The sequence below is a fragment of the Marinoscillum furvescens DSM 4134 genome, assembly GCF_003386095.1.
GTDB classification, from domain to species: Bacteria; Bacteroidota; Bacteroidia; order Cytophagales; family Cyclobacteriaceae; genus Marinoscillum; species Marinoscillum furvescens.
This window is the reverse complement of sequence record NZ_QREG01000018.1, coordinates 1-18,275: the sequence shown is the minus strand read 5'-3', so window position 1 is coordinate 18,275 and position 18,275 is coordinate 1. Positions and strand designations below refer to the sequence as shown.

At 46.9% G+C, this 18,275-nt stretch carries 10 protein-coding genes; 8 read left to right on the top strand and 2 right to left on the bottom strand.

Annotation, left to right across the window (positions count from 1 at the left end; translation table 11 throughout):
* Positions 1-51 precede the first annotated feature (51 nt).
* The 4 genes from C7460_RS16935 to C7460_RS16925 all read left to right on the top strand — a co-directional run bounded on the left by C7460_RS16935 (position 52) and on the right by C7460_RS16925 (position 9,578).
* Positions 52-1,635, top strand: a complete 1,584-nt coding sequence (locus tag C7460_RS16935) for a sulfatase family protein (protein WP_115869322.1) — start codon at positions 52-54, stop codon at positions 1,633-1,635.
* 187 nt (positions 1,636-1,822) lie between these two features.
* Entirely contained in the window at positions 1,823-4,282 is a 2,460-nt protein-coding gene (locus C7460_RS16930; RefSeq protein ID WP_147302996.1) for a hypothetical protein, read from the top strand.
* A 22-nt stretch (positions 4,283-4,304) separates the two neighbouring features.
* On the top strand, positions 4,305-4,478 hold the full coding sequence (locus tag C7460_RS23835; protein ID WP_170148065.1) for a PID-CTERM protein-sorting domain-containing protein: 174 nt from the start codon (positions 4,305-4,307) through the stop codon (positions 4,476-4,478).
* A 252-nt stretch (positions 4,479-4,730) separates the two neighbouring features.
* Complete coding sequence (locus C7460_RS16925) at positions 4,731-9,578, top strand: sugar-binding protein (RefSeq protein WP_115869320.1); 4,848 nt, start codon at positions 4,731-4,733, stop codon at positions 9,576-9,578.
* A gap of 60 nt (positions 9,579-9,638) precedes the next feature.
* Here the strand turns inward: C7460_RS16925 and C7460_RS16920 are convergent, their stop codons facing one another.
* The gene (locus C7460_RS16920; protein ID WP_115869319.1) at positions 9,639-10,310 is read right to left on the bottom strand and encodes a TonB-dependent receptor plug domain-containing protein; all 672 of its coding nucleotides are present in this window, start codon (positions 10,308-10,310) and stop codon (positions 9,639-9,641) included.
* Between the two features lie 255 nt (positions 10,311-10,565).
* Here C7460_RS16920 and C7460_RS16915 point away from each other — a divergent pair, with 255 nt between their 5' ends.
* From C7460_RS16915 to C7460_RS16905, 3 genes are all read left to right on the top strand, one after another.
* The gene (locus tag C7460_RS16915) at positions 10,566-12,167 is read left to right on the top strand and encodes a T9SS type A sorting domain-containing protein (RefSeq protein WP_147302995.1); all 1,602 of its coding nucleotides are present in this window, start codon (positions 10,566-10,568) and stop codon (positions 12,165-12,167) included.
* A gap of 147 nt (positions 12,168-12,314) precedes the next feature.
* The gene (locus tag C7460_RS16910; protein WP_115869317.1) at positions 12,315-13,274 is read left to right on the top strand and encodes an alpha/beta hydrolase family protein; all 960 of its coding nucleotides are present in this window, start codon (positions 12,315-12,317) and stop codon (positions 13,272-13,274) included.
* A gap of 59 nt (positions 13,275-13,333) precedes the next feature.
* Complete coding sequence (locus C7460_RS16905; protein WP_115869316.1) at positions 13,334-13,969, top strand: Yip1 family protein; 636 nt, start codon at positions 13,334-13,336, stop codon at positions 13,967-13,969.
* Between the two features lie 1,305 nt (positions 13,970-15,274).
* Here the strand turns inward: C7460_RS16905 and C7460_RS16900 are convergent.
* Complete coding sequence (locus C7460_RS16900; protein WP_115869390.1) at positions 15,275-16,489, bottom strand: glycoside hydrolase family 117 protein; 1,215 nt, start codon at positions 16,487-16,489, stop codon at positions 15,275-15,277.
* A 1,399-nt stretch (positions 16,490-17,888) separates the two neighbouring features.
* On the opposite strand from C7460_RS16900, the gene C7460_RS24110 reads away from it, so the two are divergent.
* Positions 17,889-18,077: a hypothetical protein gene (locus tag C7460_RS24110; protein ID WP_221409557.1), complete on the top strand. Its 189-nt coding sequence runs from the start codon at positions 17,889-17,891 to the stop codon at positions 18,075-18,077.
* Positions 18,078-18,275 lie beyond the last annotated feature (198 nt).

Sequence of the window (18,275 nt, the reverse complement as noted above, 5' to 3'; positions counted from 1 at the left end):
ATGAGCTATCCTTGTCTATAGAAGAATCATAAATCCATTTAATCCTTAACTATGTTTAAGCAAGTTCGATTTTTCATCACTATATGTGTGATAGGGTTGGCGGTAAGCTCATGCCAGCAGGAAGCCCCCAAAAAACCAAACATCATCTTTATCATGTCTGATGACCATACCACGCAGGCATTCGGTATCTACGGAAGCAGACTGGCCGACCTAAACCCTACTCCTACCCTCGACGAACTAGGTAACAATGGAATCATCTTTGACAATGCCTACTGTAGCAACTCCATCTGTACGCCGAGCCGGGCAACCATTATGACCGGGCAGTATGCGCATGTAAATGGTGTGCTCGACCTGGATGGCAGCCTAAATGAAGCCAAACAATACTTGCCTAAAGAAATGAAAAAGCTTGGCTATGAAACAGCCATTATAGGAAAGTGGCACTTGAAGGAAGAACCTGCAGCTTTTGACTACTATGAAGTGCTAAAACTTCAGGGAGACTACTTCGATCCTACCTTCAGAGTACGTGGAGAAAAGCCGTGGCCTCAAAACACCAATAAGTACGAAGGCCATAGCACAGATGTAATCACCGATCTAACCATCAACTGGCTAAAAAACCGTGATAAAGAGAAGCCTTTGTTTCTCATGCATCATTACAAGGCGCCTCATGACATGTTTGAGTTTGCCCCTCGCTATGAAAGCTACCTGGCAGACACCGAAATCCCCGAGCCAGCAAACCTCTACCATCAGCCAAATTTTGGATCTGAAGCAACCAGAGGCAAAAACGACAGCCTGCTCCACCGCATAGGAACTTCCATAGGACGCAGACATCCAATCCGTAACTATACGCAGGATTTTGACATCTCCGAAGAACTGGATGATAAAACGGCCAAACATGAGGCCTATCAGGAATACCTCAAGCGATACCTTAGATGTGTAAAGGGCGTAGACGACAACCTGAAGCGCTTGTTTGACTACCTGAAAGCGTCTGGAGAATGGGACAATACCATTATCATTTATACCGGAGATCAGGGTTTCATGCTCGGCGAGCATGACTATATGGACAAGCGATGGATGTACGAAGAGTCTATGCGCATGCCGTTTATAGTGCGCCATCCGCAAGGTCAGAAAGGTCTTCGCTCAGACCTGCTGATCAACAATGCTGATTATGGCCCAACTATGCTGGCCCTGGCCGGCGGTGAAGTGCCTGAGTACATGCAGGGCAAAAGCTTTGCCTCGCTGGTAACAGATGGAGAAGCCCCTACTAACTGGCGATCTGCTACCTACTACCGCTACTGGATGCACATGATGCACCACGACAACCCATCGCATTTTGGTATACGTACTGCGGATTACAAGCTGATCTTTTACTACGGGTTGCCTTACAATACGGAAAAGCTGGGCACTCCCTCTATGCCATGGAAAAAGAACTCGTTCATGATCGAGCAGACGCCCGCTGCCTGGGAACTGTATGATCTAAAGAAAGACCCAACAGAGGTTAACAATGTCTACAACGACCCGGCCTACGCCGAAGTGGTAGCTGACCTCAAGCAACAATTGAAGGAACTAAGAACAGAAATAGGAGATACAGACGAAAAATACCCTCACCTGCTAGAGGTAATCAACAATAACTGGTAAGACAAACCTCTGACCAACCAACCTGAAAAACCCCTCCAACTGCCGTTGTGAGGGGTTTTTGTTTAATACAAGATAGTATTTAACAGGGAAAACCTTTGCGCACATTAAGTCTCCGTATTCTAGCTACTTTCATCTATTGGCTGTACACCGTACAGCAGATAAATGATGTACTACAAAACTAAATCTTATGAAAAGAATTCTTTACCTAACCTTAATAGCTGTCTTCGGTTTCTGGGGGCATTCAGGCATAGCCCAAGTCAACGTGACCATAGAAATGGATCTCAGCCAACAAACAGACCTGGGTGGTAACAATGTCCAGATCTATGGTGAATTTAACGGATGGGGAAACCCAACAGCAACCTACATGACCGACCTTGGCAACGGAATTCACTCATACACTTTCACCATAGATGGTACCGAGTCCTGGGTAGTCAATGATGTTTTCTCATTCAGCACCAAATATTGGACAGGATCACAAACAGTAAGGGAGGAAAACGTTCCTAACACATGCACCAACTGCACAGCATTTACGAACTCCGGCCAACCAAGCTATAGAAAGATAGTAGTTCCGGCATCTGATGCTACATACCGATTTGTATTTGACGCATGTGAACGCAGCACATATAGTGCGGGAAGTTGGGACATCACTCCTACCGAAAACAGCTTTCTAGACATTCAGGATGACTATACATTTACCAGCTCACTCAAAACCAGTGGCATGGTAACAAGCAGCAATACTGTAACGGTATCATCTGGCACTACACTGGAAGTAGATGGTTCATTGGAAACACAAGCCGCACTCATCTCTGTGGCTGCAGAAGATGTTGAGTCAGCTTCAACTGCAGCTGATGTACTCTCCAATACAGGCAATACCACTTATATTACTACAGGAATCTCGTCGACCGTTGCTTATTCAGGATCGAAAAGTGTTTCCGTAGAACGGACTGCAACTAACGCTCAAAACAACAAAGAGGCCATTGAGTACCAGTTTGCATTAAATGAATTGGGCACATACCGAATTGAATTTTATGCCAAATCGAGTGGAACAGCATCTAATAGCGCATGGACAAATGTGTACTTCAGGAGTGGTTGGCCTGCATCAGGAGTAAGTGGCTTCAATGTCAACAATGATTCGTGGACAAAATATAGCCTAACCGGAGTTGAAATCTCAAAAACAGGCAATTATGTTATGGACATCAGGGTTCCCAACGAACTAGGAACATTCTATTTCGATGATTTTAAAGTATTGAAAGAAGAAACTAATGACAAAATCATTGTAGAATCTGGAGCCTCGTTGATTACCTATGCTGGGTTCAGTGATAGCCTTCACACAGTCGTAGCTCATCGTACTACTTCACACAGTAATGGACAATACAGTTTTGTTGGTTCGCCAGTTTATAGTGAGACTGATTCCACTAAAGACCTGGGCATGTATGTGTACAGTTATGACGAATCGGTAAACTTTGATACAGATGCGGGACTGTCAAGATGGATAGATCAAAGTGCAAATGGCAACGTCACAACACTAGATGCTGGAATAGGCTACGCCGCAGCAGGCGTACAAAACCTAACATTTACAGGTATACCAAATGTAGGCACTATTGAAGTTTCGGGTCTATCACATACCCCATCAGCATCTTCAGATGCAAGCAACTATGGATGGAACCTTTTGAGCAACCCATACCTATCGGCGATCAATATTGAAGCGTTTTTAGACACCAACGCTCACATCACCCAATCCGTGGCGATTTGGGATGATGGGGGTTCGCATCTCGGAAGAGGCTCCAATTCGGATTACCTTACTGTAAATGCGATTGCTACTGTCAATGGTAAAAACAAAAGCTTTGAAGGATATATCGGGAGCATGCAGGGCTTCTTTGTCCAGGTACTTTCTGACAATACTTCAGTGAAGTTTACCGAGTCAATGCGCGTAACTGGCAATAACTCTGATGCTACCTATTTTCGCACTGCACAGGATCGAGTAGATGGTGTAAAACTCTCACTACAGACCGTAGACGGCAAGCTCCAAAATGAATTATTTATAGGCTTACTGGAAGATGCTACAGCTGGCATCGACCCAGAATACGATGCCCCGAAACTGCATGGCAATGACAATTTGCAGTTTTACAGCCTTATAGATGATCGTAAATTTGCTATTCAAGGTATAGAGTTAGCACAAGGGTCTAAAGCTACATTGGCCTATGATCTAAAATCTGAAGAATCACTTAAAATCACGGTGAATGAGCTGAAGCTCTCAAACTCAGAGATGACGCTTCTCCTACATGATGCAATCACTGGTTTGACTCACAACCTTACAGAAACAACCGAAATTGAGTTTAGAAGTAAGGCCGGATCGGACCAAAACCGATTCACACTGACCTACGGCCTGGCCAATGTGCTCAGCAGCGAATTAGCTTCAGCAGAACCGCTGTACAGATACCTAAACGGTACACTGTCAGTAGATTTTCAGGAAGCACTGGAAGTAAGTGAATTTGCCGCTTATGACCTGTCCGGACAGCTGATCACACACGAAGAAGGCATCACAGGTACTACTCGTCACCTGGATATCCCACTCCACAGCAAGGGTATCACCATAGTGAAAATCGTGACCTCCAAAGGGCAGTTTACTCGCAAGTTTATTTTCTAAAACCACCTAAAGACTAAAAATTATGACAAGCAATAAAACACTCTTAACACTGGGTTTAGTATTCATGGCCGTGGCTCCTGTCTTAGCACAGGGAGCTCCTCCAGCTACCCCTATAGACGGAGGACTTACCGCGCTACTTGCTGCTGGAGGTATCTACGGCATCAAAAAGCTGCGTGACCATCGTAAAGGCCATTAAAGCACCTCTTTATATTTCAACACCAAATCCCGACCTGACTCCAGGTCGGGATTTCTTTTTTCTATAGCATGACATCAAACGTTTGCGCAACCAATTTGCAGCTTTATACTTTAGCTTAGTTATTATCATAAAAAAGCACTTCCCCCCCGGTGCATGGACTCATTGAAGTCGATACAATTTATACCTAACTCGTAATGAGTCGACACTCCGCCTTAGCGGCAAAGTAAGGCTCATTACACAAACACACTTCGAATGAAAAACTTAAAAACCGGGCTATGGAAATGCTTGTTTCTTGCATTTCTGATCCTACCAACCATTGGTGAGGCACAATCCATCAGTAGCCTCACGCTAATGAATGCAACCACCGATGAAGCCATTGGTGAACTGACCAACGACTACACCATTGACCTTGCTACTACAGGGCAATCATTGAACGTACGAGCCAACACCGAAGGCACAATAGGCAGTGTGCAGTTTGTGCTTGACGGACAGGTGTTTCGTACAGAAGGAGTAGCACCTTACGCCCTGGCTGGTGATGACAATGGAGACTATCGTGTGTGGACACCGAGTGTAGGAGACCACACACTCAAAGTAACGGCGTATTCGGAAGGCAACGCCGGAGGCACTGAACTGTCCGCTCTGGAGGTAAACTTTACAGTCACTGAAACACAAGAGGACCTGGTAAAACCCACCGAAACAGGCACAGGAGAAGTGACCATTTCTGGAGAGCTTAAAAAATGGCACAAAATCACACTCGATTTTGATGGTCCGGCCTATAAGGAAACTGACAATGCACCAAATCCATTTTTGGACTTCCGGTTGCAAGTGACATTCACCAATGGTGAATCTTCTTTTACCATCCCCGGGTTTTTTGCAGCAGATGGCAATGCTGCGGAGACCAGCCTGGATTCTGGCAACGTATGGCGCGTACATTTTGCACCAAACCAAACAGGTGAATGGACCTACACGGCATCTTTCCGGTTTGGGTCTGCAGTAGCCATCAGTGATGCAGCAGCTCCAGGTGAGGCCATTAGCCCCATGGATGGGAAAACGGGGACTTTTACCGTAACTGAGAGCGACAAAAGCGGAAGAGACTTCAGAGCCAAAGGAAGGCTGCAATATGTAGGAGGCCATTACTTACAATTTGCAGACAGCAAAGAGTACTTTATCAAAGGAGGATCGGATGCTCCGGAAAACTTGCTGGCCTATGAGGATTTTGACAACACCCCTAATCAGGGCAACCGCCTGAAAAGCTGGAGCGCCCATGCCAACGACTGGAATACCGGCGATCCAAGCTGGCAAGACGGTAAAGGCACGGAAATCATAGGAGCCGTAAACTATCTGGCAGATGAGGGGCTCAATGTTTTCTCTTTTCTCACGATGAACATCGGAGGTGATGACAAGAATGTTTTTCCTTACGTGTCGTCAAGTGACTTCAAACACTTTGACTGCTCCAAACTGGACCAATGGGAAATCCTTTTTGAGCATGCCGACAAGCTGGGCATGTACCTGCACTTCAAGACTCAGGAAACAGAAAACGATCACCTTCTCGATGGAGGCGATGTAGGCACTACCCGTAAACTCTACTATCGTGAGCTCATTGCGCGTTTTGCACATCACCTCGCCCTCAACTGGAACCTGGGGGAGGAAAACACCCAGACCGCACAGCAGCGCAAAGACATGGCTGCCTATTTTGCAAGTCATGACCCCTATCAAAATCATATCGTAATCCATACCTATCCCAACCAACACGATGCGGTATACCCCTCACTTCTGGGTGACGCCTCCGAGCTTACTGGAGCTTCTATCCAAACAGGCTGGAATAAAGTGCACGAAAACACATTAAAGTGGAGAAAAAGATCTGCTGCCGCTGGCAAGCCCTGGGTAGTCGCCAATGATGAACAGGGAGGCGCCAATACCGGAGTACCTGACGACACTTACACCGGCTCTCCATCACTGGATGCCATCCGAAAGCAAACCCTGTGGGGCAACCTCATGGCTGGTGGTGCCGGCGTAGAATATTACTTTGGGTACAACCTACCGCATTCAGACCTTACCTGTCAGGATTTCAGAAGCCGCTCCATTAGCTGGAAATATGTGGGTATCGCCATCGATTTCTTCGACGACCTGCCTGTAAACCAAATGGCACCCGCTGACGAACTGGTCAGCAAAGGTTGGTGCCTGACCGACCCAGGCAACACCTATCTGGTGTATCTTCCTGAAGGAGGGTCTGCAGACCTTACCATAGCTATAAAAGGCACCTATGACATAGCCTGGTTTGACCCAAGAAACGGGGGTGAACTACAGACTGGAAGTGTAACGCAACTCACAGAAACCGGCACACACTCACTAGGCACCCCTCCCTCAGACGAGAACCAGGACTGGGCTATACTCATCACCCGTGCTACAAGTGGAGACAATGTAGCGCCCACAGCAGCTTTCACGGCTTCAGCTACCACTGGAGAAGCTCCTGTAGAGCTTACCTTTGATGCCAGCACATCGTCAGATTCAGATGGCACCATCAGTGCTTATGAATGGGATTTTGGTGATGGTATAACGGCTACTGGCAAAGAAGTGTCTCACACCTTTGAGACTGCAGGCAATTTCACAGTAGAGCTCATTATTTATGATGACAAAGACGGATTTGCACGAGCTACTCAGCAAGTAAGCATCACCCAAAGTGCAGGATGTGGATCCGCTACCAGTATATTATCTACAGACTTTGAAAAAGGAGGCTTTTATGTAGACAACTATACCGGCACTGACCTGCTAGCCATACAACCTGACGAAGCAAACCAAAAGCCCGTTTCAGCTACAGCCACTACCACCTTTGAGGGAGAATCCTGTTCCTACAACCTTACGTTTCATGGCGTAGGCGAAAGTGACGGTGAAGCAGCATTCCAAATTTTAGTGAATGATGTAGAAGTAGGGGCTTACAACATTCCTCTAAGTACTCAAAACTGGGAAATGGGGGATCATTTCAACCTGGTGATGGAAAATGTATCACTTGCCAATGGAGATGAAATCAAGGTGGTAGGCGCTACTGCCTCTGCTGACGGAAAGGAATGGAGCCGCGCCAGATGGCTCAAGCTAGACATCACACCTACTGCCTGCACGGCAGGTATCTTTGAAGAAAAGGACGGATACGTGGTAGTAGAAGCCGAAGATGCAGTATCTATAGGCACAGGATATGTAGTAAAAGACAGCTATACTGAGCCGGCACTGGGCACGGGCCACCTCCAATATACTGGCTCCAACAGCTACGGAGCAGTGCCACAAGAAAGTATCACCGAGTACCAGATCAAGATCAATACACCGGGAACTTATCAGTTTAAGTGGAGGTCAAGAAATGGACCGGGTGCTGTAAAATTTGATGAGGAAAACGACAGCTGGCTGAGTATAGAAGCGGACCGGTTTTATGGAACTAAGGGCAGCACAGAACATACCTTTGCAAAAGGCGATTTCATCAAGGTATGGATCCAAGACCTTAACAAATGGTCGTGGAACTGCTTTGGGGAGCACCACGGCGTAAATGGCATGAACGTTTATGCTACCTTCAACAATGCAGGAACCTACACTTTAAAAATAGCAGGTCGCTCTCATGGTCACCCGATTGATCGGTTTGCACTGTACCTACCGGGCAAAGGGACGATCGCTACAAATGACAACACCAAAGCCTCCTCCTCATCCTGCGGGTCCAGTGGACAAGCCAAAATTTGGGCCTCACCCAAATCCTATGAACTTAAAGCTTTTGACGCAGCTTTTGAGATCGATGGAGAAGAAGATGAAGAATGGAAATTCATTGAAGAGGCTTATGGCACGTTTGAAAGCGCAGGTAAAGACCTGCCTGACGAATCGGACCTCTCTTTGAAGTATAAGATGACCATGCACGAAGACATGCTATACTTCATGGCAGCTGTAAAAGATGACCAGCTAACGACAGCCACCTCTGCGGACGGCTATGCCACCTCAGACAATGTAGAGTTGTATTTTAACCCGGACAATGAGCACGGCGAACAAGGTGCGTACGGCACTGATGCTATCCAGATCAGATTGCCTTACGGCATTACTGGAAACCCGAAAAGTGGATCCGAAAACTGGACCACTGACACCAATACAGATTTTGCTTATACTACCAAAGCCACTGCTGATGGCTACCTACTAGAAGCAAAAATCCCGATGAGTATCATTGGTGAGGTAAGTACAGGGCAAGAGCTCGGATTTGAAATACAGGTGAATGACAATGATGGAAGCGGACTCGAAAACAGCCTGGCATGGGCCAATGACACCAAAAACAATACAGCTAATACGGACACCCGCAAATTTGGCACACTGATGATTGGCACCCAGGCCTATCGTTTCGAACCTAAGTCTACCTGGCAGGTAATCTACGTGGATAGTGAAGCCACTCCTGGCAACAGGGATGCAGCTATCGACGGTGATCCTAGCACCTTTTGGCATACGGAATGGAAGGACGCCCAGCCAGGGTTTCCCCATGAAATTCAGATCGATTTTGGAGATACGATCAACGTGGAAGAAGTGCACTACATGCACCGACAGGATGAATGGGGACCAAATGGTGCGATTGGCGAATACGAGATCTATGTAAGTGGAAGCACAAGTAGCTGGGGAGATCCGGTGGCCAAAGGAGAACTGGAATGGCCCGAAGAACTGGCTACCAACTACAAATTGAGTCATGTCATCACTCTGGATGAAGTGACACCAGGTCGGTATTTGCGTCTGGTTGCACTTTCAGAAACCCAAAACATTCCAGAGAAACCATTTACAGCAATAGCGGAGCTGGATGTAGTAGCTGGTGAAATCGAAGTTACTGAACCCACGCCCACCCTTGGTGTAGAGACCGCTGCAGAGCTTTTGATCTTCCCATCGCCTGCTAAGAGCGAGCCAATCACTATACAAATGAACAATCAGGAAGCATGGGAGCTCACCATAACCGATATCAGTGGTAAAACAATTCTAACACAGAATTTTGTAAAAGAGGCCATAATCAAAACCGATGGATGGCCTACAGGACTGTATCAGGTGCGTTTGCGCCAAGGACAACAGCAGGTAAGCAGCAAGCTCATCATCACCAAATAGGCAAGCTGAAATATACACCTAACCTACGGTCCCCGGCATCTAGATGTCGGGGACTTTTTTTTAGTCTTGTTTTAGTGTTATTTCTATCACTCCATTTCCACCTCGGGTCCCATAAAATGACGCTTCATTTCCTAAGAGCACTTTTACATCTGCTACTTTACTGGGCTGTATACCTGCGAAATTCTGCGTAACCACCCCGTCTACAACTACGAGTGCATCAGCATCAGCAATGATACTCTGGGCGCCTCGTGAGTTGAGAAAAATACGCTGCTGCCCACGAAGTTCGGCCACTTTGGCCTGAGGATATACCGACTGAATAACCTGAAAGATATCCGCCATCCGATCGAAGTTATTGTTCTCGGTAAGCAGATGCTCGATGCAATAATCCAGATCATCTTTGGACATGTACCCATTGCTTACCACCTGATCATACGCCCAGGTATTGTCCATGTAAATCAGGTTGAAGGCCACATCGCCATGACCGTGGTATTTTTGCTGCATTGGCTTGAAGCCTTTAGCTTTTACCTTGAGCAAGTCAGATTTTTTCACAGTAAGCTCAAAGTTTCCAAGTGAGTCCGTAAGAGCGGTTTGCCCGCTTCGTTTGGCTTTCACTTCCACACCTTTCAGACCAAAGCCCTTAAACGCCATTACTTTGCCCTGGAGGCGCTGTTGTGCCATGAGTGATGGCAGAATCAACAATAAACACATTCCGATTGATAAGCTGATTTTCATAAGAATTCAATAATGTTTTAGTAACTAAATAGGTTTTTCGTCCTTCTAAAGATGCATCATGGCTGATATATAGTCGGGTAAAAAAACTGGGAAATTAGAGGGGCATTTCAGAAATAAAAGCATGAAAACCTACTGAACACCAACACATTGCACTTTTTGTCATGCGCAAAGGTTTGTTTACCAATTCTATCCCAGACTCCCTATCATACAGGTATGTAAACCAGCGGTGCTCTGCACCTACCTAAACTAACACATATGAAAAAATTCAAACCTTTACACATGCTATGGGTCCTTGTATTTTGTGCTATCCAGCACACGACTCTGGCACAACCGTACTTTCAATCTGGCCAGGATCCCAAACCCTCGGGTAAGGTCTGGCAAAAAGTAAACAACCTGTCGGATGAGTTTAACGGATCCTCCCTCGACCTCAACAAATGGAAAAACACCGACCCATCACGATGGATAGGTCGGGCGCCAGGTATTTTCAAACAAAACACGGTATCTGTAGCCAACGGTGAGCTCCGGATCACCAACTACAAACTGGCACAGAGCGAGTGGCACAATGGCAATGAATACACCCATGCCGGAGGAATGGTGCGCTCCAAAAATGCTGGCCAGCCTGGATGGTATTATGAGGCGCGTATGAAGGCCAGCAAGACGTTTATGTCTTCTACCTTTTGGCTGATCAACTTCCGAAATGAAGGCAGCGGCTGTGATGTGCGCGTCACCGAGCTGGACATACAAGAGTGCGTTGGTGTAGTCACAAGTTCACAAGGATGGACTCAAAGTTTTGATGAATCCATGCACTCCAATACGCATAGCCGAAATGTAACCTGTAGCACGCCTACGGGCTCTAACGGCAACAGTACAGCCACCTCTGGCAAAGTCTATGCAGGCTATCACGTGTATGGCGCCTGGTGGAAAAGCCCTACTGAAGTGCAGTTTTTCCTCGATGGCAATCACGTATACACCATCACACCACCTGCCGATTTTGACATAGGCCAGTACCTCAACATGGTGACCGAAACTTACGACTGGAACCCTGTACCAGCAGATGGAGGCATGAACGGCACCTGGGACGAGCGTACCACGCGCTACTCCTGGGTACGTACCTGGAAGCTCGTAGACGGTGGTAGTGGAGGCTCCGGTGCCCCTGTAGGACAGACCATCTGGCTCAAAAACACCGAAGGCAACTATGTATGGGCACATGCTGGCCAGGCCAATGCTCCGCTGTATTCCAACTCTGCCACTATGGGAGGCTGGGGACAGTTTGTAGTGGAAGATGCTGGTGGAGGGCTGATCGCGCTCAAGGCCAACGCCAATGGCAAATATGTGGTAGCAGAAAACACCACCAATCGTCCGTTGGAAGCTGACCGCACGGCTATCGGGGCCTGGGAAAAATTCACCTGGGTAGACCTGGGTAACAACCAGGTGGCGCTAAAAGCCAATGCCAACAACCTGTACGTACAGGCACGCCTAGATGCTACAAATGATCCTCTCCAAGCCAGAGCCTCTACCATTCAGAGTTGGGAAACCTTCACCTGGGGTACCGTATCGGGTGCTCGGATGGGGCAGGAAGCTACAGTAGAACACAAAATAAGTGCATACCCTAACCCTACCAACATCGGTAAGCTGTATGTAGATGTGGTGCTACCTGAAGCCGGAGATGTGGACCTGGAGCTGATTAACCTGGCAGGCCAACAGCTACTTACCCAGCACTTTGAAAACCTACCGAAAGGTGGACATACAGCAACGCTGGAGCTGGATAACATCGCCAACCTGCAGCAGGGCGTGTATTTACTCAGAGTAGTAACTGATGATAAAACGTCCACCCTACGCGTAAAAATCAACCGATAATTCATGATCAGGTGCTGTAGCACGCTGGTAACATGCTCATTGAAGGTGACTACTGTGCTTTGCAGTGGTCACCTTCTTTTTTTTATAAACACCGTATCTTTCAGGTAGCAATGACTTAAATTTAACCAACACCCAACACCCTACAGTATGAAAACGGCCTACCTGACCTTCCTTCTTTTACTTGCTTGTTTTTCCAGCTGGAGCCAACAACTCCTTGACAAAAAACCGCTGGACCAATGGAGTAACTATCCCATCTACCCTCGTTTGATACAGGAAGATGGTAGCTGGAAGCCTCAGTTTGCCTACCTGGACAGTATTTCCATTTTTAGCATCAGCTACCTCAGTGACGGACTCAATGTAAAAGGCATGCTTATCAGCCCCAAAGCAGAAGGCACCTACCCCTGCCTGATTTACAACAGAGGTGGGAATCGGGAGTTTGGTGCTCTGAAAGTAGCCCATGCGGCTTTTGACCTGGGGCGGCTCGCCAGCAAAGGCTATGTGGTAATCGCCAGCCAATACCGGGGAGTAGCTGGCGGAGAGGGACAGGAAGAGTTTGGTGGTGCAGAGCTAAACGACATCCTCGCTCTGGAGCATATACTGGCCGCTACTCCAGCTGCAGACACCTCACGCATCGGGATGTATGGCTGGAGCCGCGGTGGTATGATGACCTACCTGGCACTTACACAATCCAACAACATCAAAGCTGCTGCAGTAGGTGGAGCCATTGCCGATCTGCAAGACATGATCGAGGATCGACCGGAAATGGAAACAGGAGTGCTTGCCGAGCTGATCCCTGACTATAGCACCAATAAAGAGGAAGCACTGGCCCAGCGCTCTGCCAGCCACTGGCCGGAGCAGTTTCCTAAAGACGTCCCCGTCCTCATCCTACATGGCACTGCCGACTGGCGCGTAAAACCCGAACAGAGCCTGCAGCTAGCCATGAAACTCAACCAGCACCAGGTGCCCTACCGCCTGATCATGTACGAAGGTGCCGACCATGGCATCAATGAATTTAGAAGCGAAGTGTTTGACGAAGTGCACAACTGGTTTGATCGGTATTTGAAAAATCAGGCCCCGCTCCCAAATATGAAGCCTCATGGCAAATAACGCCTCGTTTACTGGGCTTTTTTTTACTTTTACTTGTTTCACTACATCACCTGATCTACATGCAGCTAACTGAGCTCTCCAACACCCAGGCCATCCGTCACGTTTGGTTTTCACCCAGAGAAGTATTTCGCTATCTCAAAACAGCCAACGACAACCAGCACGTAATTGCTCTGCTAATCCTTACTGGCATCTCGCGTGCCTTTGACCGGGCTGTGATGCAAGACATGGGCGACCGGCTGGGGCTCACAGAAATCCTACTTGTCTGTACACTGGGCGGAGCTCTATTTGGCTGGATGTATATCTACATCTATGGGTACTTGCTACGGTGGACCGGCAAATGGCTCCACGCCACTACCGTAGACATCCAAACCATGGTGCGCATGCTGGCCTTTGCCATGCTACCCACTGTAGCATCCCTGACTCTCCTCATCCCGCAGATAATTATCTATGGCCATGAGATTTTCAAAGCCGATGGAGATTTGCTAACCGGAGGCATTTTCAACAACCTGATTTTTTACAGTACCGTAATCGCAGAAGTAGGCCTGGGCATCTGGACGGTCATCCTCACGGTGGTGGGTATTTCAGAAACACAGGAGCTCAGTACAGGCAAAGCCATCCTCAATATGATCTTGCCTGTGCTGGTCATAATGGTACCACTTATCGCTATAGCATTGCTGATTTCCACGTTTTCGTAGTGAACCAGGCGCAAGGGTCCACTTGAGCTAGACACTCGCATTTCTTAGGGCTCACTTGTTTATTCCTTTTAAGTCCTCAAGCCGGACGGGACTAGCCGTCCGCGCTCTTAACTTTTTGGCTTGATCCAAAACCTAAGGAAAAAGATCAAGGACTGGCCGTCCGCGCTGTGAAGAAATTTGCTAAATTTTGAGGCCGGAAAAACATAAACTCGTCCTCCTTCGTCGGACATCAAACAGTATGTTTTTCTAATCGACCTCACGATCAAAATTCTTCACGCATTTTCTTCAAGGCCACTCAAAAAACCTCAAAAATGCTAAAAATCACACCTTTTTGAGGTTTTCGCATACAATATACGAGATTGAAATGCCCCCTCAGAGTTCATAGAAAGGCATTTTTTACTAAAAAGTATTTATCAAGGACGCCATTCTTAGCCACTGTACTGTGGCAAATGTGCTACATAAACATCACGTCCACCTTGCTCAGATGAACAACACTCGACATAAAACAAGTGCTATTGAGTCAATAAGAGCCAATTTTCCATGCCCATCAAACCAAAAATACCCCAATCGGGGTATGAAGACATCTGCGCTATGCCACACCTTTGTTTCTACCATGAGGGAACAGACGGTTCTTTTGGCTCATAATCATGGTTCTTAATGATTCACCGTTTTTGATCTGTATCAGATCTAGTTTAACTGCAAAGGGTGCCTTCGGCGAGGCACCCTTTTCTTTCGTTATACCCAAATAGTTCTGAAGGCTTACTAAATCAGTAGTGACACCTTGAGTTGGCGGACGACCAGTCGCATAATGTCAGACACTTCCTTTAAAAAGCGTAATAGATCAAGCAATATTTCTGTGGACTTGCTTAAGAATTTCAAATTGTGGGGGTAAAGATCTGCTCTTTTACTGGTTACAAAAAGCTATCAAAATATAACATTCTGAAGTGCTTTATTCTTCTACTTTTTCTTGATAAAAAGTAGCAAAAATCAATGGCTGGGTTCATTTATTAACGCTTTTCCAAATGAAAATCAGCAAATAAATAAACTCGCATTAATGATTTCGAATTGATTTTGAAACTGCGTAAATGCTCAAACAGTATTTATTTGTTACCTGATTTTCATTCGGAAAACCTAAAATGAACCAAGGCCAGTCCTTCTATTAATTCTATTCCTCTCCAGATTTTCGAATTGGCCCATTCTTAACCAGCAGTGACACCTTGAGTTGGCGGACGGTCAGTCGCATAATGTCAGACACTTCCTTTAAAAAGCGTAATAGATCAAGCGATATTTCACTAATCCTTTCGATCAATCTTCATCACTCCCTTTCTTGCCAGCCACTACGCCTTTGGCCACATGGGTCGTCTTGCGCTTGCCTTCAAACCTACGGATGTACTGGTAGTCATAGGTCTTGTACTGATGGGTGAGGCCCCACTTAAAGACGTTGAAAGGCTCATCGGTATCCAGGGTTCGGTTGAGGCCGATGGCATGGGGAGCTCCCGGTATCACTGCCACAATTTCAAAATTGATACCATCTGGCGACAACTGAATGGTATTTTTTTCGGGACCATCAGTAGTGATCAGCGACCCAATGCCCCCTTTGTAGGGCCACACACAGATCTCATGACCACTGTTGGAGATGGGGTTGTACTTTGACTTGACATAGGGGCCTTTCGGGTTGTCCGCTATGGCTACCCCATGTCGGATTTGGCGTCCGCCAAAAGTAATCTCTTCGCCCATTTGCTCGCCTTTGTAGTAGAGGTAAAACTTGCCCTGATAAGGTATGATGCACGGATCGTGCACTTTGTGGCTATCAAAATCCCCTTTTTTCTCTACCAAAAAGCGGTTTTGTTCTGTGCCTTTCCACACCCCATTGTCGGCCGGGCTCAGGATGGGCTCTTCACTCTTCGTCCAGGGGCCATGCGGGCTATCTGCCCACGCCAGGCCTATCTGGTTTTTGGTACGCACATTGTATGGCGACTGGATGGTCTGATACGTGAGGTAGTAGGTGCCCTCGTGCTCCATGATCTCGGTAGTAAAGACCGAGCGGTCGTCATAGGCACCTTTTTCGCCGCGGCCTACCGCCATGCCCTCTTCCTTCCAGGTCCAGCCATCGTCAGAGGTAGCATACCAGATGTCGCAACGGTCCCACGGAAACACCTTGTCGTTTTCGATATCGCCACCAAACCCGTCGGTAGGCCCTACGCTCTTGCTATACCACACAAAGTACTTGCCATCTACCTGGATGATGGCACTGGGATCACGACGCACTACCCCTTCTTCGTAGGCCAGGTCACCTTTGAGGTCATAGACTTTAAACTCCCCAAACCACTCGTTGGTCAGCTCAGGCCACTGCAGCGCACGCTTGGAAGCGGCACTCAGGTACTCTTTGTTGGTAATACCCAGCCGGTCCATCTGCTCATCGGTCACTACCAGCTCTTCTTCACAGGGGTTGTCATTTTGTGGTGCCTGGCATCCGGCCAGGCATGCTATCATCAGGATCGTTGCTATTAAAAGTTTCATGGTGCTTTCTATGTTTAGGTAAAAAATCAACCTCTAAACAAATGAATTACCTCCTGGAAACACACAATCAATGCTAGACATAAACTAGACAAGATACCAAAAACAGGCCCATCAGTCCTCCTACTGGGTGTTACGGCCTGTACAGCCCCAGCCATAGCCCTCCCAACAGGAAGCATAGTGTGTGGGCGGAGTTGTCTGGTCTCCTGCTGAGTTTGCTAACAGCCGTTTGTCTCATGCTGCAGCCGACTAAAGCCTACTTACAGCCAACTTTTCACCGCTGCAGGCGTCTGACAAACAATTACAGCCGTCTTTTCCATTCTGCAGCCGTCTTACGGCCACTGCAGGCGTCTGAAGGGCGCTTACAGCCAACTTTTCACCGCTGCAACCGTCTTATGGCCGCTTACAAGCGTCTAAATCAGAATTACAAGCAACTTTTTCATTTTACAGGCGTCTAAAAGGCATTTACAACCAACTTTTCCTCGCTACAGGAGTCTGATGAACAATTACAGCCGTCTTTTCCTCACTGCAACCGTCTTACGGCCACTGCAGGCGTCTAAATCGCACTTACAAGCGTCTAAAACAGTATTACAGTCGTCTTTTTCATGTTGCAGCCGTCTTACGGCCAATTACAGCCAACTTTTCCTCACTGCAGCCGTCTTACGGCCGCTGCAGGCGTCTGAAAGGGGTTTACTGGCGTTTCACGCCCGATTACAAGGGTCTGAAAGGCAATTACGTGCATCTTAGGGACTCCAACGTCTATCTGATAAAGGGCAACTTCTGGCTGGTGGGAAATTCAACTGACTTTTATAGGTGCAATCAAATCTGATGGGAGTTTACAACCGCCAAATTCAAATATACTCGAATCTAAAACACTCCAACGCCTATCTGAAGTGAGGCGACAACAGTCTTTTTAAAAATTCAAGTGGCATTTTTAGGAAAAAATAGGTCTGAAGGCATTTTGCAAGCGTCAAATTCTAATTTACGAAAGGCTAAGCCTGATTTCAGGCTTCTAAAATGCCTGTGCTTCAAATCTCAAGGCTGATTACAACCGTCAAATTAAAAATTCAGACAGCAAACTGATTTTCACCTGCGGCCGATCGGTTTTTACGAGCATCTAAAAGGGATTTACTGGCGAATCACGGCCATTTACAACCGAATCTTTAAAAGGTTCAGGTGTCTTTCGCCCATATACAATGGTGATACATGAGCCAACGTGGTGTTGAAGAGACTAGTGATGAGCGCAAGTCTGGTGTCTCCTGCTTATGACCAGGAAGTGAAAACATTATCCGTATTAATATACGGATAGTTACGTATATATACGTTTAATAACCACCCTACTTGTTTGATTTTCGCTTGGTTTACCCACATGGAGCCTACTACGAGCCAACGACAGCTTACTTTGAAGCACCTGGTCATTAATAATGAGCGGATGATCGGCATAAAATTTTACCCTGACAAGGTGATACAGGCCTTGATCAAAACGCTTTTTTCTCTACTTTTCCTTGCGGCCGGCCAGGCGATGAAAAGCCTACGCCCCGGTATCGCAACGGCGCCCGTCAAAAATCAAGGGCTACGCGCCCCGGACTGAGTTCATTTCTTAACGCTTTTCCAACTGAAAATCAGCAAATAAATAAACTCACATTTACGTTTACATAAGATTTTGATATTTGTCAAATGCTCAGACCTGCCTATGCCGGCCTTTAGGTTTACAATCTATTGATATTCTAAGACTACTACTATTATCCACATGAGGGGGTTCTAGGGGGAGACTCATAATTTGTGAATA

Coding starts and splice junctions, on each gene's coding strand:
- C7460_RS16935 (WP_115869322.1), top strand. CDS start 52: ATGTTTAAGCAAGTTCGATTTTTCATCACTATATGTGTGATAGGGTTG.
- C7460_RS16930 (WP_147302996.1), top strand. CDS start 1,823: ATGAAAAGAATTCTTTACCTAACCTTAATAGCTGTCTTCGGTTTCTGG.
- C7460_RS23835 (WP_170148065.1), top strand. CDS start 4,305: ATGACAAGCAATAAAACACTCTTAACACTGGGTTTAGTATTCATGGCC.
- C7460_RS16925 (WP_115869320.1), top strand. CDS start 4,731: ATGAAAAACTTAAAAACCGGGCTATGGAAATGCTTGTTTCTTGCATTT.
- C7460_RS16920 (WP_115869319.1), bottom strand. CDS start 10,310: ATGAAAATCAGCTTATCAATCGGAATGTGTTTATTGTTGATTCTGCCA.
- C7460_RS16915 (WP_147302995.1), top strand. CDS start 10,566: ATGAAAAAATTCAAACCTTTACACATGCTATGGGTCCTTGTATTTTGT.
- C7460_RS16910 (WP_115869317.1), top strand. CDS start 12,315: ATGAAAACGGCCTACCTGACCTTCCTTCTTTTACTTGCTTGTTTTTCC.
- C7460_RS16905 (WP_115869316.1), top strand. CDS start 13,334: ATGCAGCTAACTGAGCTCTCCAACACCCAGGCCATCCGTCACGTTTGG.
- C7460_RS16900 (WP_115869390.1), bottom strand. CDS start 16,489: ATGAAACTTTTAATAGCAACGATCCTGATGATAGCATGCCTGGCCGGA.